Source organism: Dyadobacter chenhuakuii (genome assembly GCF_023821985.2).
GTDB lineage: Bacteria > Bacteroidota > Bacteroidia > Cytophagales > Spirosomataceae > Dyadobacter > Dyadobacter chenhuakuii.
In genome coordinates, this window is record NZ_CP098805.1 from 2,583,371 (window position 1) to 2,604,681 (window position 21,311).

At 45.0% G+C, this 21,311-nt stretch carries 16 protein-coding genes; 5 read left to right on the top strand and 11 right to left on the bottom strand.

Annotated features, from left to right (window positions below; translation table 11 throughout):
• Positions 1–180 precede the first annotated feature (180 nt).
• The 3 genes from NFI80_RS10730 to NFI80_RS10740 form a co-directional block, all read right to left on the bottom strand.
• Positions 181–1,842 carry a RagB/SusD family nutrient uptake outer membrane protein gene (locus NFI80_RS10730; RefSeq protein ID WP_233796001.1) on the bottom strand — a complete coding sequence of 554 codons (1,662 nt, stop codon included), beginning with the start codon at positions 1,840–1,842 and terminating at the stop codon, positions 181–183.
• A 41-nt stretch (positions 1,843–1,883) separates the two neighbouring features.
• On the bottom strand, positions 1,884–5,066 hold the full coding sequence (locus tag NFI80_RS10735; protein WP_374759639.1) for a SusC/RagA family TonB-linked outer membrane protein: 3,183 nt from the start codon (positions 5,064–5,066) through the stop codon (positions 1,884–1,886).
• 477 nt (positions 5,067–5,543) lie between these two features.
• On the bottom strand, positions 5,544–5,933 hold the full coding sequence (locus NFI80_RS10740) for a hypothetical protein (protein ID WP_233796000.1): 390 nt from the start codon (positions 5,931–5,933) through the stop codon (positions 5,544–5,546).
• Positions 5,934–6,219: 286 nt separating this feature from the next.
• Between NFI80_RS10740 and alaS the strand changes: the two genes are divergently transcribed.
• Complete coding sequence (alaS, locus tag NFI80_RS10745) at positions 6,220–8,877, top strand: alanine--tRNA ligase (RefSeq protein ID WP_235163077.1); 2,658 nt, start codon at positions 6,220–6,222, stop codon at positions 8,875–8,877.
• Positions 8,878–8,937: 60 nt separating this feature from the next.
• Here alaS and NFI80_RS10750 read toward each other — a convergent pair whose 3' ends face one another.
• Positions 8,938–9,876: a lysophospholipid acyltransferase family protein gene (locus NFI80_RS10750; RefSeq protein WP_235163076.1), complete on the bottom strand. Its 939-nt coding sequence runs from the start codon at positions 9,874–9,876 to the stop codon at positions 8,938–8,940.
• Positions 9,877–9,884: 8 nt separating this feature from the next.
• Positions 9,885–10,985: a hypothetical protein gene (locus tag NFI80_RS10755; protein WP_235163075.1), complete on the bottom strand. Its 1,101-nt coding sequence runs from the start codon at positions 10,983–10,985 to the stop codon at positions 9,885–9,887.
• A 245-nt stretch (positions 10,986–11,230) separates the two neighbouring features.
• On the opposite strand from NFI80_RS10755, the gene NFI80_RS10760 reads away from it, so the two are divergent.
• On the top strand, positions 11,231–11,491 hold the full coding sequence (locus tag NFI80_RS10760; protein ID WP_235163074.1) for a hypothetical protein: 261 nt from the start codon (positions 11,231–11,233) through the stop codon (positions 11,489–11,491).
• Positions 11,484–12,116 carry an ATPase gene (locus tag NFI80_RS10765; protein ID WP_235163073.1) on the top strand — a complete coding sequence of 211 codons (633 nt, stop codon included), beginning with the start codon at positions 11,484–11,486 and terminating at the stop codon, positions 12,114–12,116. The genes NFI80_RS10760 and NFI80_RS10765 overlap by 8 nt, the downstream gene beginning before the upstream one ends.
• Before the next feature lie 3 nt (positions 12,117–12,119).
• On the opposite strand, the gene NFI80_RS10770 is transcribed toward NFI80_RS10765, so the two are convergent.
• The 4 genes from NFI80_RS10770 to NFI80_RS10785 all read right to left on the bottom strand — a co-directional run bounded on the left by NFI80_RS10770 (position 12,120) and on the right by NFI80_RS10785 (position 15,968).
• Positions 12,120–13,940: an STN and carboxypeptidase regulatory-like domain-containing protein gene (locus NFI80_RS10770; protein ID WP_235163072.1), complete on the bottom strand. Its 1,821-nt coding sequence runs from the start codon at positions 13,938–13,940 to the stop codon at positions 12,120–12,122.
• 15 nt (positions 13,941–13,955) lie between these two features.
• Complete coding sequence (locus NFI80_RS10775; RefSeq protein WP_235163071.1) at positions 13,956–14,948, bottom strand: FecR family protein; 993 nt, start codon at positions 14,946–14,948, stop codon at positions 13,956–13,958.
• Between the two features lie 12 nt (positions 14,949–14,960).
• On the bottom strand, positions 14,961–15,530 hold the full coding sequence (locus NFI80_RS10780) for an RNA polymerase sigma-70 factor (RefSeq protein WP_026630419.1): 570 nt from the start codon (positions 15,528–15,530) through the stop codon (positions 14,961–14,963).
• A 117-nt stretch (positions 15,531–15,647) separates the two neighbouring features.
• A complete protein-coding gene (locus NFI80_RS10785) occupies positions 15,648–15,968 on the bottom strand; it encodes a hypothetical protein (protein ID WP_235161437.1) in 321 nt (106 codons plus the stop codon).
• Positions 15,969–16,140: 172 nt separating this feature from the next.
• Here NFI80_RS10785 and NFI80_RS10790 point away from each other — a divergent pair, with 172 nt between their 5' ends.
• Both NFI80_RS10790 and NFI80_RS10795 read left to right on the top strand, forming a co-directional pair.
• On the top strand, positions 16,141–16,971 hold the full coding sequence (locus tag NFI80_RS10790) for a KilA-N domain-containing protein (RefSeq protein WP_235163070.1): 831 nt from the start codon (positions 16,141–16,143) through the stop codon (positions 16,969–16,971).
• A 123-nt stretch (positions 16,972–17,094) separates the two neighbouring features.
• On the top strand, positions 17,095–18,027 hold the full coding sequence (locus NFI80_RS10795; protein ID WP_235161439.1) for a hydrogen peroxide-inducible genes activator: 933 nt from the start codon (positions 17,095–17,097) through the stop codon (positions 18,025–18,027).
• Between the two features lie 158 nt (positions 18,028–18,185).
• Here the strand turns inward: NFI80_RS10795 and NFI80_RS10800 are convergent, their stop codons facing one another.
• Positions 18,186–19,367 carry an ATP-binding protein gene (locus tag NFI80_RS10800; protein WP_235163069.1) on the bottom strand — a complete coding sequence of 394 codons (1,182 nt, stop codon included), beginning with the start codon at positions 19,365–19,367 and terminating at the stop codon, positions 18,186–18,188.
• A gap of 132 nt (positions 19,368–19,499) precedes the next feature.
• On the bottom strand, positions 19,500–21,209 hold the full coding sequence (locus NFI80_RS10805; protein ID WP_235163068.1) for a DNA polymerase/3'-5' exonuclease PolX: 1,710 nt from the start codon (positions 21,207–21,209) through the stop codon (positions 19,500–19,502).
• Between the last annotated feature and the right edge of the window lie 102 nt (positions 21,210–21,311).

Here is a 21,311-nt window from a genome sequence, read left to right on the forward strand (position 1 = left end):
AAGGAACTCTGTTTGATAAATGACCTAAGTAACGGACTAAAATGGACTTCCGTACATTATCAATGTAACGATATTTTGCATACGTTACCCTTACTTTTTAACAAACATTCCCATCATCCAAAGGACCTTTAAATCCTCTGACATGACGGGAATGTGCATTTTCAAAAATTCAACTCAATATCAGTAGCCCGGGTTTTGCGGGAATGCTGTTGCACCGCCTTCCGTTCTGTCGATCTGCGTTTGCGGGATAGGACGCAGCAAATGGATCGCTTTAACGTTAGGAGCTGCCTGCGGATTGTATTTCTGAACCCTTTCAACCAGGTTACCCCAGCGTTTCAAGTCCATCCAGCGGATCTGCTCTCCAAGTAATTCACGTCCACGCTCTTCCATGAGCATTTCCATGTTCATATCTGCCTGCTTGATCTCCATGGCGGCTGCTTTGCCAGCAAAGGCTGCACGGCGACGCACCATATTGATAGCGTCCGTGGCTTCTTTCACCTTGCCTGTCAGCAATTGCGCTTCGGCTAGCAACAAATAAGTATCTGCCAACCGGAAACACATGAAATCGCGGCTTCCCGGCTCGTAAGTACGGTCTGGGCGAAGGGGATCAAGGAATTTACGGTTCACAGGGAATAATGCTTCATCGTAACGACTTGGCACCAGCACCTGATAAGGCTTTTTCGCACGCTCTGCCAAAGGCATTTCATAGCCAGGAATGAAAATCGCCGTATCCCCAGCTTTGAATGTTACTTCCGTTTTCGAGTTGTCAAATACGTTTGTAAACTTGCCCGGGTTGTTGGAAAGCCATGTATCCTTAAAGGTCTTCTTGTAACGTGAATCATTCACACGGTCTGCAAAAACGGTTTCCAGACAGTATTTCGTCGGACGCATGCGCTTGAAAGGACGACCATTCAAAATATCCCGCACCATGCCGGCCTGCACGTCATATTGCATTCCGAAGTAAAGGTGCAAGCTGTTTCCTGTGCTGTTCGTCAATGGATCTGTGGTATACTGAACTGCAAACACAACCTCGTCATGGTTTTGATTGGCCTGATCAAAAACGCTTGCGAAATCCGGTAACAGCTTGAATGTATAGTTATTGATCACATTGGAGGCATACGTTGCTGCTTTGGCATAATCGTCCGCTGCTTTGGAAGTTGAATTGCCTTTTGCCAAAAATACCCTGGCAAGCAAATGCTCCGCCGCTGGCTTTGTGGCACGACCGTAATCAGTGGCTTTCGATTTTGCTTCCAGGTCCGGCAAAGCGGATTCCAGGTCAGCAATGATTTGCTTGTAAATTTCCGATTCAGGCGCGCGGGTAGTTTTCTTGGTGGGCAAAATGGTTTCAGTCAACCGCAGATCGACCGGGCCATATTGCTGCATCAAAAGGAAATAATAATGCGCCCGCAGAAATTTCATTTCAGCAACACGCGCTTTTTTGATCGCATCGGAAACAGTCGCAGCTGGCGCCCGTTCGATCACGGCATTACAAACGTTGATCCCGCGATAAGTTTCATCCCAAATGGTGGCCAGGTAATCCACAGTGGGCTGCAGCTGGGCATCATAAAAGTGAAAACCCTTGTAACCACCGTCCGCACCCGTCGCATAAAGGTCTGTGCCGAATTCAGTCATGGTAATGCCTTGCTGCGTTCCGTAGTAATTTCGCAGCGAAGAATAGGCCGATTTGGCAGCGTCTTCAAAACCTTTCGGTGTATTAATGTAGTCATTGCCGATGTTGGAAATGACCTCTTCTTCCAGCAAGTCGCTGCACGACTGGCCCATGAGCATCAAAGCCATTAAGCCAATGTATTTGTATGATTTTTTGATGTATCTAAATGTCATTTTCGTCAATATTAAATGTTTTACCAAACCTTTCAGCATGCTCAGAACTTCACATTAAGTCCGATCGTGGATACGCGCGTAGCCGGCGTTACACCTGATCCGATGGTTGTCTCTGAGGTTTCAGGATCCACACCATTGTATTTGGAGCGATATTTCGACCAGATCTTTGGCTGCTGGATACTTGCAAACAAGCGAAGCGATTCCAGACCCAGTTTCTTGGTCAGATTATTAGTGAAAGTGTAACCGAAGTTGATGTTACGGATCTTCACAAACGAACCATCGTAATAGATAATCGCCTGATTATTAACCGGGAACTCCTGGTCTTTGTTTGGCTGAGGGAATTCGTTGGTTGGATTGTTTGGCGTCCAGTAATCCACATACATTTGCTGATAACGGCCAGCCAATGCATTGTTATCGCGGTGGAACCCGCTGATGATCATCTGGCCTTGTCTTGCGTAGATGAAGAAAGAAAGGTCAAACCCTTTGAAATTGAAACGGTTGGTAATACCACCACTCCAATCCGGCACATCTGAACCCAACTTTTGACGGTCATCTGCATTGATCTTACCATCTGGCTGTCCGGTCAACTGTCCGTCCGCGCTGCGGCCATTCACGTCGGCAACTTTAATTTGCCCTACACGGCTTCCGTAAGATTTGGCTGCATCCGCTTCGTTTGTCTGCCAGATCCCCGCTTTTTTGTAATCAAAAAACTCAGACAATGGATAGCCGATAAACCATTTGTTACCCAAATCATCCACCGCACCATTATAAAGCGAAATGATCTCTTCGGTGTTTTTGGTGAACTGGAAATCCGTAGTCCATTTAAAACCGTTTTTAGCATTCACGTTAATGGTAGAAACACCCAGCTCGATTCCGCGGTTGCGCGTTTCACCTACGTTACGTGTCACAGCATTGAATCCGATGGAAGCAGGCAGCTGATCGGAAAGCAGCAAGTCGGTTGTATTGGTTTCATAAAGTTCAAGAGATCCCTGAACGCGTCCTTTGATAAAGCTGAAATCGATACCCACGTTTTTGGTTGCAGAAGATTCCCATCTCAAATCCGGGTTACCGATCGTATTGGGGCGATATCCGTAAGCAGGCGTGTTATCCCAGGCATAAATGGTCCGGCCCAGCAAACCTTGCGTCTGGTAGGGTGCCACACCCTGGTTACCCACAGAGCCATAGCTTACCCGAAGTTTCAGGAGATCAAGCCACGAGACACTTTTCATGAAAGGCTCATTTGAAATATTCCATCCCAAAGCAACACCCGGAAATGTTCCGTATTTTGTATTCTCTCCAAAACGGCTGGAACCATCACGACGAGCGGTTACAGTTACCAGATATTTATCGGCATAGTCATAGTTAATACGCGCCATGTAAGAGTTCAACGTCCATGGAATCAGCACGCTGCCAACGCCCAATACTGCATTGGCGTTACCCACACTGTAAAATTGCTGTGTTTCGGCTGGCACACCCTGAACTGAGATTGTGTTAGCCTCAAAATTCTCGCGCTGCACCGAGTGAAGCGCTGTAATGCCCAGATTGTGCTTCGCTGCGAACGTTTTATTATAGGTGACAATGTTTTCCAATGTCCAGTTAAAACCAAACTGGTTATAGATAGAAGCTTGCGGGTCACCGCCTTTTCTTGCATTGGTTTGCGCACCAATAAAGCGTCCGCCGCGTTCCACTGCAAAGTCGGGACCGAAATTGATACGGTATTTCAAACCTTCGATGATCTTCACTTCTGTATAGAGGCTGTTGAAGATTCTGTATTTTTTGCGCTCATCCACCTGAGCGCCTGGAACGATTTCAGCCAGCGGGTTGGTCAGAAGCGCATCGTTCGTTGGTGCGAAGATGAGCTTCCCTGCATCATCATAGGCTCGTCCAAGCGGGTTTTGGTTTAATGTAAATCCGTAAGGGTTTAAATCTTTACCATTTCTTACAGAATACATCAGGTAAGAAGATATCCCTACTTTCACGCGGCTGTTGATGTTATGGTCAATGTTGGCGCGCAGAGAAGTTCTTGTGTAATCCAGTCCTTCCGAAATCCCTTTATCCCTGAAAAATCCGCCTGAAATGTAGAATTGCGTTTTTTCGTTTCCGCCCTGCACCCCTACCGAATGGTTTTGCTGGAAACCCTGACGCAGGATCATATCCTGATAATCTGTCGTACGGTTTTTCGCGATCCCGTCCAATTCAACGGCCTCAAACAATTTCGAATCCGCAAAGGCATCCACCTGGCCCGAAGGAACCGGATTGCCATTCGCATCCTTGTAAATGCTCCCGGATGCAATGCCACGGCGCGACTCGCGCATGTATTCTGCAAATTCAGGTCCGGAGAAAAGACGGATTTTATCCAGCGCGTCCGTTACACCCACATACGTGTCGTAACTAACCGTGGTTTTGCCTTTTGTAGACTCTCCTCTTTTCGTTGTAATCAGGACAACGCCGTTGGCACCTCTTGCACCATAAATCGCCGTTGCCGTCGCATCTTTCAGGATTTCCATAGATGCCACGTCATTCGGGTTCATATCTTCATAACCTCCCGACACAAAATCAAACGGGCGAACAGACATTAATTCGTTCCGGTCACCTGCCAAAGGAATTCCATCCACAACATATAATGGGTTGTTACCGGCATTGAATGAACGTCGGCCACGGATAAGCACCTTTGGCGTAGAGCCAGGCTTACTTCCCGACTGGGAAACGTCCACCCCGGCCACACGGCCCTGCATGGCCTGGCCAATGTTGGTAATAGGCATTTCGCTGATCTGCTTGGCTGAAACAGATGAAATTGCTCCGGTTGTCTGGCTCTTTTTCTGGCTACCATAACCCACAACCACAACCTCCGAAAGCGCCTTCATATCGGACTCCAACTTGATGTCAACGACACTTTTGGCGCCTACCGCAACTTCCTGAGTAATAAAGCCAACCGATGAAAACACGAGCACGGCACCATTATCGGGCACGTCAATTTTAAAATTTCCGTCTGCATCTGTGTTTGTTCCGCTTCTGCTGCCTTTCAATACAACCGACACCCCGGGGATTGGCGTATTGTCTTCTGATGAGGTGATTTTTCCTGAAACACTTTTGTCAATGGAAAAAACATGGGTTAAGTTAGGCCGGTTCAGTGAAAATGCCTCGGCTGTGATGCCCGACACCATCATCGCTGCCATGGTCAGACGCAGGGCGCTTTGACCAGTACTGGTAAATTTTCTTTTCATACGCATGGATTGGTGATTGATAAAGTTCTGACTGCTTACTGCTTGACGAGGTTTTCTAAGCTTACCCCGATAAAAAATTATATTTATTATTAAAAAAGTTTTAATGTATATCAACGGTTACACTTATTCGGTGACAAAAGGTAAAATGGAAGCTGGTGATGGAAGTGTTGAGAAAAGGTTACCGCGATTTGCAAGCTGTTTTAGAACAATTCCGATAACAACATTTTTTGTACATAAAGTACAATTTCAAAGGCGGAATCGAGAATAGCGATAAGTGCCTTAACGCGGAAGTAAAAGCAGATTTTTATTTATGCAAACGTTATCGGGAACGTTGCCAGAATATTCAGTATCAAATATTTTATTGTAAAATATTACCAATCAGCTCACTAAGTGGAGTGAGATGCAGCGGTTTGTGGACTACTGATTCTGGTACTATACCAATATTATTTAATATAAATACGCCAGATAGAACGGGTACTAATTTATTATGGAGAAGAAAAAGAAGGCAAGCAGAATAAGTAGTGCCATGGAAATTACACCAAGGATAATGTTACTTGAAGCCACCGGTTTTTTAAGGGCACCGGCGCTTGTTTGGGCGGGATCACGCTCGGTAATGATATCCAGAGAATTCCGGATCCTCCCCCAGATTGAATTTACCTCCTGGCTCGAAAGCGAATCAGGCTTCCAGTCGGACGCCACCAAAACGAGTTCCCTGGCTCTGGCAACGGTGTCTTTCATGGACGGATACTTCGTCATCCAGCCTTCCCAAAAAGAGCGGATAGGTGGATCATCGGGAAACCGGACCCATCTAATGAATAGGTTTTCCATCGCTAACTCTTCCGCCGATAACTCCGAAAACGGTTTCATTTCAAGCACATTATAAATTCAAAAGGCACATTCCCTTTGGTATAAAAATCAAAAATCCATTTGCAAAAATCCCTGCAAACAACAGCACCGCAGGATCAGTGAATTTTATAAAAAAGAAAATCCCGGCGGGTTTATACTCAAAATGGCTTTCCTAAAAGACTAAATGCTGATCACTGTAACCCCAAATTCTAATTTGAGGGATGAGCCTGGCTTACCGGCAACTAAACGCATTTTTTCCTTACATTTGCCCCCTGTTTCGTAGACTATAAGGACCAAAATATATACAATGACCTCGCATCAAATACGTCAGGCTTTTCTTGATTTTTTTAGGAGTAAACAACATTTAATTGTGCCTTCGGCACCTTTGGTGGCTAAAAACGACCCTACCCTCATGTTTAACAACTCGGGGATGGCGCAGTTTAAAGACTTCTTTCTGGGCAATGGCACGCCTCCCTCCCGCCGTATTGCGGATACTCAGAAATGCCTCCGGGTTTCAGGAAAACACAATGATTTAGAGGACGTTGGTTTTGATACTTATCATCATACCATGTTTGAAATGCTGGGGAACTGGTCTTTTGGCGATTATTTTAAAAAAGAGGCAATTACATGGGCGTGGGAGCTTTTGACGGAGATTTACAAACTTCCGAAAGACCGGCTTTATGTGTCGGTTTTTGAGGGTGATTCCAAAGATGGCGTTCCGTTTGATCAGGAGGCCTGGGATCTCTGGAAGCCGATCGTGGGTGAAGACCGCATTATTTTAGGTAATAAAAAAGACAATTTCTGGGAAATGGGCGATACAGGTCCGTGTGGTCCTTGCTCAGAAATCCATATCGATTTGCGCCCTGCCTCGGAAGTGGCGGAAATTTCCGGGAAATCGCTGGTTAATAATGATCATCCACAGGTTGTAGAGATCTGGAACCTCGTTTTCATGCAGTTTGAACGCAAAGCCGACAGCTCGCTCGTGCCGCTTCCTGCCACGCATGTGGATACAGGAATGGGCTTCGAACGCTTGTGTATGGCGGTTCAGGCTAAGACTTCCAATTATGATACAGACGTTTTTCAAAATACAATTCAGGTTTTGGAAACATTGTCCGGCAAGCGATACGGCGTTAATGATGAGCCATTTGCGGACATTGCAATGCGCGTTATTGCAGACCATATCCGGGCAGTTGCATTTGCAATCACGGATGGTCAGCTGCCTTCCAACAACAAAGCTGGTTACGTTATCCGCCGGATTTTGCGCCGCGCAGTTCGTTATGGTTATTCCTATCTTGGTTTTCAAGAGCCGTTTTTCTACAAGCTGGTCCCTGTTCTGGCTGAGCAGTTTAAAGATGTTTTCACGGATCTGAAATCACAGGAAGAATTTGTGACGCGGGTGATCCTGGAAGAAGAAAAAAGCTTTTTAAGAACGCTTGAATCGGGCTTGAAACGACTGGATGTGATTGTGCATTCTTTGAAAGAGAAGGGCATTAATACCATAGCCGGTAACGAGGTTTTTGAACTGAGCGACACATTTGGCTTTCCGGTTGACCTTACCGCGCTTATCGCAAGGGAAAAAGGGTTTCAAATTGATGAAACAGGTTTCCAGGATGCATTGAGAGAACAGAAAAACCGATCGAGACAGGATGCGGCGAAAGAGGCGACAGACTGGATCGAGCTGCGTGAGGCGGACGGCGTTGAGTTTTTAGGATATGATTTTGAAGAAACGCACAGCCAGATTATCAAATATCGCAAGGTTAAGACGAAAACGGGCGAAGAATATCACATTGTCCTGGACCGCACACCGTTCTACGCTGAAATGGGTGGACAAGTTGGTGACACAGGCGTCCTGCTCCTGGATAACGGTCTGCCGGATGGTAAGAGAACGATCCGGATCATGGATACCAAGAAAGAAAACGACCTTTTTGTACATATTTCTTTGGATAAAAATCTGGATGATGCATTACAAAATGCAGGAATTATCGTCGCCAAAATCGATAGCGACCGCCGTGAGAAGATCATGGCAAATCACTCGGCAACGCACTTGATGCTGTCGGCAATGCGGGAAGTGCTGGGCACGCACATCGGCCAGAAGGGCTCTTACCTCAACGACGAAGTGCTGCGTTTCGACTTTTCCCACTTTGCGAAAGTGACCGACGAGGAACTGCAAAAAATTGAAGACCGTGTCAATGAAAAAATCCGTGAGGACATTGCATTGGACGAAAGAAGGAACGTACCGATCAAGCAGGCATTGGATCAGGGTGCAACGGCGACATTCGGTGAAAAATATGGCGATTTTGTTCGTCTGATTATTTTCGACCCGACTTACTCTTTCGAGCTTTGCGGTGGAACGCACATTCCATCAACGGGCCAGATCGGTGTTTTTAAATTTATTTCCGAAGGATCTGTATCCGCAGGCGTGCGCCGTGTAGAAGCGGTTACGGGTGCGAAAGCACTTGATATCATGCGTGAACAGGAAGCAACCCTGACCAGGATCAAAGATTTGCTCAAAAACCCAACGGATCTGATCAAGGCCGTGGAGAGCTTATTGGACGAACGCAATGCTTTGCAAAAAAGGATTGTTTCGCTTGAAAACGAAAAGATCCAGTCGCTGAAAACGACATTGATCGACAATATGAAAAAGCACAGCACATTTAACCTGATCGTAGAGAAAGTGGATGTACCAAATGCTGATTCATTAAAACAATTATCTTATGAATTGCGCGACCAGATCGAAAACCTGATCGCTATTTTTGGAACAGAAATCGCTGGTAAGCCGCAGCTTTCGGTGTTTATTGCTGAAAATATCGTGCATGAAACGGGTTTGAATGCTGGTAAGATCGTGAAAGATCTTGCGAAGGAAATTCGTGGCGGCGGTGGCGGTCAGCCATTCTTTGCAACCGCTGGCGGTTCGGACGCAAGCGGCCTGGACGCAGCATTGGATAAAGCGAAAGGGCTTTTCTAGGTAACTCAGTGTGATAGGACGCAAAAAGGGCGACACCAAGATTGGCGTCGCCCTTTGATTTTACGACTGCCTCACACTTTTTGCTGAATCAACATTTATATGCTTTTGAGGTAAAGCGCCAGGAAAACCAAATTTCCATCTGTTGTGAGACCAAAGCCATAACTCCGGCTGGCGCTTGATACTCTTTTCCAACTCTGCATAATACAGTTTCATAATTTCTGTTTCGGTCATTCTTGCTGCGTCCTTCACTAGCAGGTTAAATCGAAAATTATATTTGTTCACGCCACGTTGTTGGACATCCAGATACACCACGGCACTATTCCGTCGGATCGCCATCCGTGCTGCACCTGTCTGTATATACGTATTATGGCGAAAGAACTGAATGACATGTTTGCCCGCATCGGCGGGTCTCTGGTCCGCAATGTTGATAAAAATGGCGGGCTTCGTATCCTGCCAATTGATTACCGAGCGATACCAATGAGTCTTCGGGACCAGCTTCACGCCAAAGCGGCTTCTCAGCCCTTTCAGTTTTTCGTTCAACATTCTGTTTGAGACTGGCGAGTAAGCGGCAAGCACATTGCAATCGGTTAGCAGCGGCAGGGAAAACAAATATTCCCAATTGCCATAATGTGAAACCATGAGCACAATGTCCTTTTTTTCCTTTATCAACTGATGCAAAACAGACTGATTGCCATAGCTAACAAACTTTGCAAGGTCCTGCGGCGACAGTTTACGCACCAGGAAAGGCTCAATAATAAGATCCGCCAGATGCCTGTAATACCGATCGGCCAACCCAGCTGTCTCTGCATTTGAAAGTTCAGGAAAACAGATCGCCAGATTTTTGAGGATCACATTTTTGCGATAAGGCCAAATGTGCTTGAATATCAGATAAATCAAGCGAGCAATTGATCGCCAGATGTGAACGGACAGGCTCGCGGTGCCCTTCCGGAAGAGAACAGCGGTAAGTCCCCGCCCTTCTCTCCAAGGCAAAGTTTGCACGGCCCGCATTATAGAATAAACTGAATGCCCGTATTGAACCCTAGGTGAACACCCTGGAAATCTTTTGAACTATCGTTTTTCCAGATATATTTTTTGACAAAATCGTAGTCATTTTCGCGCTTGTAACTTACGTAATTGATGGTCGGGCCAGCGAAGATTTCGAGTTTGCTGCCAATTTTGTAAGCAGGAATAATGCGGAGTGAATTTTTAAAATAGTGGGCCTTTTTGAAGTTGGAAAGTGAATGACTCACGGCTTCGAGATTAAGCCTGAAATTGTTTACCAGCTTAATGTGTGCTCCCAAACCTGCTTCCACAGCGTACAAATCGTGTTTGCTATCTTTCAAATTGTATCCAATCCCGGCAATCCCATACAAAACGCGGCCACCGGAACGGAATGAAGCAATGGTCGTCATGGATTCGTCAACCGTTAAGGCAATGGATTTTTCACCACTTTTGATAAAATTGAAAATGGCGATCGGGTAATCGCTGGTGTCGGCAATGTTGATCAAACCAGCCAGTTGGATGCCTTTCACATTCTTGGCAATGTTAGCAAAACCGGCAACCTGCCCATTGACATTCTTGCCCTTATTCAGAAATCCGCTAACCTGCAATCCCTTCGCATCATTGCGTGTGATGTTAGCAAAACCAGCCATTTGCACCGACCGCGAGCTTCCGGCCAGGTTCATGAAACCCGCAATTTGCGCGCCATTTGCTTCATTCTTAACAATATTTGAAAAACCTGCCATCTGGATTCCGTTGGCATTATTCCCGATAATGTTAGCCCCTCCCGCGATTTGAACTCCTTTTGCATTGTTGGATATCAGGTTTACCGCGCCTGCCATTTGCAGCCCAGAAGCATCCTGCTTAATCATATTGGCAGCGCCTGCGATGGCCACACCGGTTTCTGATCTGGAAAGCCCGGCAATGGCGTGGAGCGAAAACTGGTTTGTATAAGACGCCGCGTGTTTGCCATTGGTGCTGAGCGGGTATATAAGTCCGAAGTGCACGACCGATGTGCTGTCATGCTGGCCAAAAGAAACAAGGGATAAACCGAAAAGGAATATGCTGAGAAGTGCAGCCTTAGCCGCGCAAAATCTTAAATTTTTCATGTGAATGTATTTAAAAAGAAATCATTTAAACACATACAGTCCGCAGGAACCCCAAAATTGCAGGCCTTCAATCCGGTCCAGTTGCTGTATGCAAAGTACCGACAACGAGAGGCGGGGTTACCCTAAAAATTTAAAGAAGATATTTAGTAAATGTATTGAGCTTGTAAATACTGCTCCCCTCAACTTTCACAGCATCCCGAAATTTGCTATTTTTGGTTACGATCAGGACACTATAACAATAATATATGATAACTAAGGAGGAATCGCGTCTGAATGAGCATTTGAAGGTTCATCGTTTGGAAACTTTTGAGAAAGGTTTTCCCTTTATGCTTCATGACACAAAAATTACCACCGAGGGCTTCATCTATGAGTTCCCTGATGGCTCTATGAAAATAATGACCCTGGCAGACGATTTACAAACGATCGTAGAGGTGAGACCATTGACAACCGGTGAGATTGCCGGTGTTAGGAAAGAGCTCAATCTGCCTGCGTTCCAGGATGCCTGAGCTGTTCGTTATCACGGGACCAAATGGCGCCGGAAAGTCTTCAAATGCCAACATTTTAAATTTAAAGCTCACTAACCTTCCGGTTTTTGATGGTGACAAACTATTTTATCAATTGCTGGATAAGCATTATAAGATGACCAAAGTCGCCAAGTATGCCCGTGAGTTGGCGGAAGAAGACCTTCAAAATATCTTCGAAGAACAGGTTATTAGCGCTATTACGGGATATAAGGACTATGCCTACGAAGGACATTTCAGCACCGAAAGTTCCTGGAAAACCGTCAGGCGGTTTCAACAAGCGGGATATAAGATTAATATGACTTTCCTGGCACTTGAAAACGTTAACATATCCTTACAGAGGGTTGCTGTGCGCGTTTCACAGGGAGGACATCATGTTGCGCCTGCTCACATTTACGAAAACTTTTACGGTAACATCAAATTACTGGATCAAAACTTATCCTTGATAACCAAGCTCACGTTTATCGACAACAGTTCCATGAATGCCGTACACATTCTCACATTGGAGAATTGGGAAATCAGTTTTATCAGGAAGACGAGATTACCGAAATGGATGCAGCATAATATGCCCGAACTGATGAAGATTATCCGGAATTTTGACTCGAATTAAGAACTACAACCTACCATAACGCCAGCTTAAACCACCTTGCCAGCCGATCCAGGAAGTCATGTTTTTGTTGCCAATCTTGAAGTCGGGGTAACCTTTTGGGGGGAAGGATTTGTAGCCTTTTTCGGTTTGGAAGCCGTCGCTGTCGTAAATATTGAATGACGGGCCGGCGAAGAGCATCAGGCGTTTATTCAGCTTGTAAGTAAGGGCAGTTTGGAAGCGGTAAATGAAGGGCAGCTTATCCCAGCTGGTGGTGTAAATGTTCTGATTTAGGATTTCGGTGAAGAAGCCAACCTTTTTGAATGGAAAAAATTCCCGCCCTATTCCAGCACCGAAAGTAAGGACCTTGTTTTGTCCGCCTGTGGTGGATCCGACCATGAGTATGCTGTAAAATTTGTGCGTCCCCATCTTCCAGGCCACATTCAAAGGCGTAACGTCATTGGCATAAACAGAAATATTGGAAGTGCTTTTTTTGATAATATTGATCAACCCTAAACTCAAACCCGACGAACTGTCCGCAATGTTAACAATGCCCAGCTGCGTTCCGTGAAGCCGCCTTGCCACATTTATGGTCGCGAGCTGAAACCCGCGCACCTCACGCTTGCCTATGTTGATCCCCCCGCTAATTTGTCCCCCCGAAAGGTTTCCTTTGACTACATTAACCCCACCGCCAACCTGTACACCGTTGAAATCTTCCGAAGCGTGGTTATAAGCCCCCGAAATCTGCGCACCGCTCGATCTATCACCAAGAATGCTCAATGCACCTGACACCTGCACACCGCGCAACGGCCCTGCGGAACGGCTCAAAAATCCACTGACTTGCGCACCACGTACATTTTTTTTGACACTCCCAGCAAATCCGGAAACCTGGACGCCGCTCAGCGAGTCAAGAATGTGATTCAGAAAACCAGCCACCTGGGCGCCTTTTACATCACCCGAAACCACATTAAAGAGGCCCGCGATCTGGGCATAGCGCACATCCTGCTTTGAAATATTGAAGCCCCCGGCTATTTCTGCGCCATTTACGCCAGCCGTATAACCGCCCAGAAGATTAAGCGAAAATTTGTTCACAACCTGCGAGCTCATCCGCCCATGTGTTCCCAAACCTGGTGTCAATGACGCCTGGTAGGGCAATGCGACAAAGAAACGGCCAATGTTGCGGCTTTGCGCGCGAAGCTTTGCGGAAAGGAAAAAACGGCCAAGCCACGTCGATTCGCCTTCGGAATAGCGGACGATGAGTGGATCGAGGTCAACCGCTTTTTGTAGAATATTTATCCGAAGATCTGCACTTTCCTCATTGATCACGATCGTCGTATCCCCATAACCCACTTTGCTGATTGTCAGGTTTAAAGGCAAGCTCCGGTCTTTGATGCGTATCCTGAAATGCCCGGCGTCGTCAGACAATGTTGAAACCAGTAACTGCCTTGAATAAACGCTGGCGTAGTCAATGGGCACATTGGTTTCCTGATCGAAAATATGACCGCTTATATAAAACACTTTTTCCTTCGCCGCGGGAAGAATGATCAGGTAATCACCTTTTTCCCTGTATTGATATTTGTTGCTGAACAACTGGTCCAAAACCTGCCTGACGGGTTGCCGGGCTACATTTAATGTTACCAGGCTATCGCCGGAAATAATGTTGCTGTTATAGGAAAAGTAAAATTTTCCCTGGTCGCTGATGTTTTTTAATACTTCTGAAACGGGTTGTTTTTGCGCGGATACGCTCACGGTTTTATTCAGAATGCCCTGCGCGTAGGTTGCACAGGGCATAATTAGTATGATAATAATGTATTTTATCGTGTTCAGTTTCGTAAAAGTCTGATTCATTCCGAAAGATAAGTGCTATTTCAAAATGATCTGCTCTCCTCTATGCTCAACTTTTATTGTTAATGTTTCACTAACCAGGCTCAATGTGCTGTCCAGCGACTTTGTATCAAATGTGGTGTTGATAGGCATGTTGTTCAGACGTTCATTTCCAATCACAATGTTGGCGTCGTAAGTTTCATTCAGTATTTCCACTAATCTCCACAAAGGCGTATCGTTGCAAACCAGCTTGTTTGTCCTGTAATATTTGTAAAAATCATCTGCCGTTTCATCCTTAACTAGTGCGGGATGCGATTTAAGCACCGTTGCTTTTTGCTTTGGACTAATGCGGACAAACTCGTTGTTTTTAGCCACTTCAACCAAACCGGTTTCCACGATCACTTCTGTCTTCTTTGCATTGTCCTTCACATTAAAACTGGTCCCCAAAACCTTAACGGTCATATCATTCACAGCGATCACAAACGGTTTGGTCTTGTCTTTGGTGACCTCAAAAAACGCCTCGCCTGTTAATGACACCTCCCTTTTGCTCCCAGAGAATTCGGCCGGATACGCAATGCTTGATTTTTTATTCAAAGTCACAATGGACCCATCGGGCAACGTATCGATCACCGTTTCTGCCCCCGATCGAACGGTCAGCATTTGCGGCTCTGCATTTTGACCAAAAAATACATATGCAAGCCAGCCTGTGCACAAAGTTGCGGTGATCATCGCAGCGACCCTGAGGAACGCGAACGACTTTTGGGGTTTAAAAAGCGGGATTACCGGCGCTTCTTCCCTACTCTTCTGCGTCCGTTTGCGGAACCGCTCCCAAGCCGCGTTTTCATCTACGGCGCTTTGCGCCGCGAGTTGCTTGCTCTGGTTCCATATCAGTTCAAAATGTTCGAAATAACGCTGGTTATCATCGCTGTCGGACAACCATTGGTTGATCTCGATCTGTTCTGCGACGCTCGTCTCATCCAGTAAAGCCTTGACAAGCAGGTCGTCTATGTTGTAATTCAGTTCTTTATTCATGACCGGCACGGATTAGCTGAGGAGAAATAAAAGTATGGATGCGGGCAGGAAATCAACCAGTTTCAGGCGCAGCAGACGCAGTGCCTTACCCATTTGATTTTCAACTGTTTTTAATGGCAATTGCAGGCGGTCGGCGATTTCCTGGTATTTCAGTTCTTCAAAACGGCTCATCTGGAAAATCGTTCTGCACTTTTCGGGCAATTCTTTGAGGGCTTTGTCCAGGCGCTGTTCAAGCTCTTTCAGTTCCAGCGGATGGGAGGTGTTATTGCTGTGTTCCATTTGGTTAATTGCATACGTTTGGTAGGCGTCCCTCACTTTCAAATGTTTGATATAATTAAGACTTTCATGATAAACCGAGCGGTAGAGATAGCCGCTGACCGATTCCTTGATCTCAATGTGATCCGTTTTTTCCCAAAGCCGGCAAAACACATTCTGCACCATTTCCTCGGCCATAATATCGTCCCGCAGAATGGTGCAGGCATAGGCGTGAAGTCCCTTGAAGTGTGCTTTAAAAACCCGTTCAAACTCCGCTTCCCGATCCCTGCTTAAATATGTCACGTGATCCGCGATGGCTACGTTCATTGCAATGATTGATTACTGATAAAAAATAAGCGCCCGACTTAGGCTGTTCATTGGAATGACAACCAGTCGGGCGCTTACCCTAAATTTTCCGGAAAATAATTCCGGCATTTATTCGATCTATTGCTTTTTAGACGCTTTCAGTGAGTCGGCTTTATTGCTTTTGTAACGTTTGTCCGGCGTGCCGTCTTTTTTGAGGTTTTTGTTTTCGCTGTAACGCTTGTCCGGCGTCCCATCCGCTTTGAGTTTCTTGTTCTCAGCATAACGCTTATCGGGCGTTCCGTTGGCTTTTACCTTAATGGTTGTCTTGTCATTTCCTGTCTGCCTGGTGGCAACGGTCGTTTTGTTGGTAGCCGGTTTGGCTGGTGTTGCAGTTTGCGCAAATGACGGCGCGGCAAATGCCATAAACGCCAGCAAGACTAATGCGTTCAAGTTTTTCATTTTCATTGGATTAAAGTGTGACAAACGTGGATCATATTAAAGTAATTATAAAAAAATCCAGCCAGAGCTGTTCGATAAGGTGAATTTAATCATCATTTAATCCAAAGGTTTATCGATTAGCCGTTACTTTTTCCAATCAACAACGTCTCAATAGCATTTAACCAACAATGCTATGCCGACAAAAAACACAACCATTCAAGTTTCAGGGCAGGAAATCGCCCTTATGAACATTAATGACAACGATTTCATTTCTCTCACAGACATTGCCAAGCACAAAAATCCGGAGTTAGCCGGACAGCTCGTCTTAAATTGGCTCAGGACAAGATTCACAATTGAATTTATGGGACTGTGGGAACAGATGCATAATTCGAATTTTAAAGTCATCGAATTCGATGACTTTAAAAATGATGCTGGCAGCAATTCATTTGTGTTGTCACCCAAGCAATGGATTGAAAAAACGAACGCTATCGGCCTGATTTCCAAAAGTGGACGGTATGCCAGTGGCACATTTGCCCACAAGGATATTGCCTTTGAATTCGCATCCTGGATCTCTCCATCATTTAAATTGTACTTGATTAAAGAATTCCAGCGCCTGAAATCAGAGGAGAGCGATCGTCTGAAACAAAGCTGGAATCTGCAAAGAACACTTGTCAAGGTAAACTACACGATTCATACCGATGCGATCAAAGCTCATCTTATTCCAAAATCGCTGAACAGGGAACAATGCAGTGCGATTTATGCAAGCGAAGCGGATCTTCTCAATATGGCGCTCTTTGGAATGACTGCCAAAGACTGGCGTCATCAAAATAAAGGGATTACGGGCAATGTGCGGGATAATGCGTCCATTGAGCAACTAGTTATCCTCTCCAATTTAGAAAGCATTAATGCAATGCTCATCCAACAAAAGTTAAGTGCTTCGGATAGACTGGTTCAACTTAATCAAATCGCGATTACACAAATGCGGTCACTTTTAAACATTACGCATGTGAAGAAGCTGGAATAGCAGCTATGCAATGGCTATGTCGATTATTTCAGAATACAGCTCAATTGCATCATAGACCAAAGCATTTAAATTGTAATTTTGCATAAATAAAATCTATTAACACTACTGACTCTGCTCTATTAAATGAATATTCAACAACTGGAATACATTGTAGCCGTTGATAATTACCGGCATTTTGTTCAGGCGGCTGAACATTGCAATGTGACCCAGCCTACGCTTTCAATGATGATCCGTAAGTTGGAAGAAGAATTAGCTGTTAAAATTTTTGACCGGACAAAGCAGCCGATTGTCCCAACCGGAATTGGCCGTGAAATAATTGATCAAGCCAAAACGATTTTGCGCGAAGCATCGCGGATGAATGAGATCGCCAAACATTTCAATGGTGATTTATCGGGCGAATTGCGGATTGGGATCATTCCAACCATTGCTCCTTATCTGCTGCCGCATTTTGTAAATCCATTTATCAGTCATTATCCGGACATCAAGCTGCATGTGTCTGAAATGATTACGGAAAGGATCATTAGTGAGTTAAAACTGGGCAATCTGGATGTGGGGATCATTGCATCGCTATCCGAAGAAAGCAGCTTGCAGGAAATCCCACTGTATAAGGAACGCTTTTACGCCTATGTTTCGGAAAACACTGATTTATATGCCAAAAAATATATCCTGCCAGCAGATATCGAACCCAATGAACTCTGGCTGCTGGAAGAAGGACATTGTTTCCGCACGCAGATCCAGCGACTTTGTGAGTTGAGCCGGAATAGTCAGTTTGGCAGTAGTTTCAGTTACCGGTCGGGCAGTATTGAAACGTTGATCCGGATGGTTGAAAAGAACGGAGGCATTACTATTTTGCCCGAAATGGCGGTTATGGAGCTTTCTGACGTCCGAAAAAAACATATCCGGAGCTTTCAGTTTCCCGAGCCAGCGCGTGAAGTTTGCCTGCTGGTGAACCGCGAACAAATGAAAACAAGGCTTATAGATGCGTTGAAAACAGGAATTACTGCCTATTTGCCGCAGGAAATTTTTGAAACAAATAAGGAAATAAGGATTTTGTAACAATGCGCATTGTTCTCCGACTTGACTGAAACGGCTGCAAAACCCGGCCTAAGTTGAAGAAGTGCACGAATTATTCGACGACAACGACCGGACGAAGATTCCAAGGATTTTGGCTTTGGTGTTTGGGAAGGATTAAGACATTCATCATTTGGGGACCTTTACCTGATAAAACCTCCCCAAATGAACCCTTCGAATTTTTTAACCGGATGCCTTCCTATCACGTAGCATGTTGCGATCTCCAAATTTTTAGCCAAGGATTGAACATTTTTCAAATCTGTCTCAGTTGCCGTTTCTTTCACCGCAAAGCAATAGTTTTTATCGACGACAAAATCGATTTCCCGACCCGTTTTAAGCTGATAATAAGCTACTTCTCCTTTATGCATTAGTTGATTAAAAACTGCATTTTCGAATTTAGAACCACTTCCTAATTCGCCTGATAATGAGGCAACACCATTATCTAAAAAATAAACTTTCTTTGCTTTTACAATTTCGCGATCAGGACTTGTGGAAAGAACTGGAATTGTTTTGATTAGGTAGCTTTTTTCCAAAAGTTCAAGATAGTTTTCAACCGTTGCCCGCGGTATGCCGATAACACTTGTAATTTTCGAGACATCCAATTTCGTCCCGATGCGAACAGAGAGCAATTTAATAAGTTTATACAAGTTGGTTGGATCGCGAATGTCGGATAATAAATTAAGGTCGAAATTAATATAGGAGCTTAAAATGTCGCTGATCAGGTCTCGCTTGTCAGCCGCAGAATCAGCCAGAACTACCTCTGGAAAACCCCCAAAATTGATATAATCGTCATAATACATTTTAAGACGCTCATATTCCGAGGAGATATAATTCGCCGACTGGCTAAAATTCAAGGGAATCGCGCTGACACCATTAAATTTAAGGAGCTCGCCAAAATGGAGCGGAAAAATCTCAAAAATCTTTTTCCTACCTGCAAGCGACTCCGAAAATTGATTTTTCATATAGTAAGCACTTGATCCCGTCACAATGAATTTAATGTCATAAGTGTCGTATAAGTATTTCAGGACGCTTGGGAGGTTAGGCACCAGCTGAATCTCGTCAATGGCGATCAACACTTTCTTTGAAAAATCTGTCCCTTGCTGTGTTAGCGCGTGGATTATGGTTTCATAATTAGGTTCTGAAAAGATGGCTCTAATGTCTATCCTTTCAAGATCGAAATAATGCTTTTGTTGGATGTTCGACTGTGCAAGAAGCTGCTTAACCAAGGAAGTTTTGCCAGTTCTTCTCATCCCCGTTAAGACAGTTATCTGTCTTTTTGGCAAATGTTGAACTAATGAAGGATATATGTCTCTTTCTAAAAACATTGAAATTTGTGTTAGTTGATGCAGTATACCTAGTCAACCATATCAACACAAAAATAGTCATACTATTTTACTATACTTATCTAAAAATAGTAAGCTTTTAATATTTTCTTATAATCTAAATAACATAGATTATCACTTAACAAGGCTGGTTAAATACTCCTCCATCCGCTCTAATCCAAACGCATTGAACGTCATATCCTTCGTCAAACCGCCTTTTCTTGCTACTGCTACACCGTAATGCATGTCGAAATAGCCTTCTTTGGAGTGGGCGTCGGGGTTGATGCTGAGTAGGACGCCTTTTTCCATGCAGTAGGAAATCCAGCGCCAGTCGAGGTCGAGGCGCCAGGGAGAGGCGTTGATTTCTATGACGACATTATGCGCTGCACAGGCGTCGATGATGGCTTTGTGATCGATGGGATAGCCTTCGCGGGAGAGCAGTAAGCGGCCGGTTGGGTGACCCAAAATGGTTGTATATGGATTTTCAATGGCTTTCAGCAAGCGCGTTGTAGCCTTTTCCAATGACATGGTAAGGTTGCTGTGCACAGATGCTACAATGTAATCGAATGAGGCCAGGATTTCTGTTGGATAATCCAGCGAACCGTCACCCAGGATATCGGATTCTATCCCTTTTAGAATTTTGAAGGGCTTTTCCGGATTCTCGGATGCAAAACGTGCATTCAGTTTCGCAATTTCTTCGTGCTGGCGGATGACGTCCTCTATTTTGAGACCCTGAGCATATGTTGCGGTTTGCGAATGATCGGCAATTCCCAGATATTCAAAACCAAGCTCCCGGCAATACAAAGCCATTTGTTCCAATGTATGCTGGCCATCGGAATAAGTGCTGTGGTTGTGCAAAATCCCTTTCAGATCGTCCCAGGTAATGAGCTGGTCTGCGGAATGTGTCTCAGCCCAGGTAAATTCACCGGCGCCTTCCCGCATTTCAGGAACAATGTAAGGCAATCCCGCTTTTTGGTAAATGGCTTCTTCATTCTCAACCGCTTCATAATGAGCTTGCCGCCAGATTGTGCTGCCGGATGATGTGGGATAGCCTAAATGCAATGCGTCAGAAGTTTCTATAAATAAGTCATTGACAACACGTTCCGGCTTGGAAGCGATAATTTCAATGCCAACGGCCACGTCCTGCACATTTCCCCGCCATACAAAAGGTGACGACCGCTTTTCATCCTGAACCAAAATTTCAATGTCACCAATAAATGTCTGCAACAAAGCAGGCGAATCCGTTCCGACCAGGATCTTAATGTTGTCGACAATTTCGGCGCGGCGCCGGATGTCTCCTGCCACTTCCACCTGATCAAAGTTTTTTTTCAGCTCCCTGACGATCATCTCAGCAATTACTTCTGCCTTGTCCATCCGCAATTTGCCCGCCTGATCTTTCAAAAATGCCAATGAATCAATGATCTTTTGCTGAATGCTCCCGCCAAAACCTTTGAGCTTGGCGACTGAACCATTCAAACAAGCGAGTTCGAGCTCGTGCAGGTTGTCAATGCCCAGCTCCTGCCACAGAACGGCTATTTTTTTAGGACCTATTCCTTTGATATTGAACATTTCCATCACCCCCAGCGGCGTGTTGCGCAGCAGCTCTTCGAGCTCGGGGAATGTTCCTGTTTTTGCGATCTGAACAATTTTCCCGGCAGTGCTTTTACCAATGCCCTGCAACTTGGTAAGCTCCTGTTCCGTCATATTTTGGAGCTCTCCTTCCTTATATTTATCCAGGTAAAAGGCCGCAATGGAATATCCTTTGATCTTAAAAGGATCCACACCGTGCAGTTCCATCAATTTGGCGGTTAATTCCAGGATCTCTACAATTTCAGGATTGCTCATATCATTTCAGGTTAAAGAATTCTTTGCGAATTACGAAGTATGTCTCAGCATTTGCAAATATCGGGTAAGTAGTCCATTTTTCCCTTTAAGTAGTTATAGTAT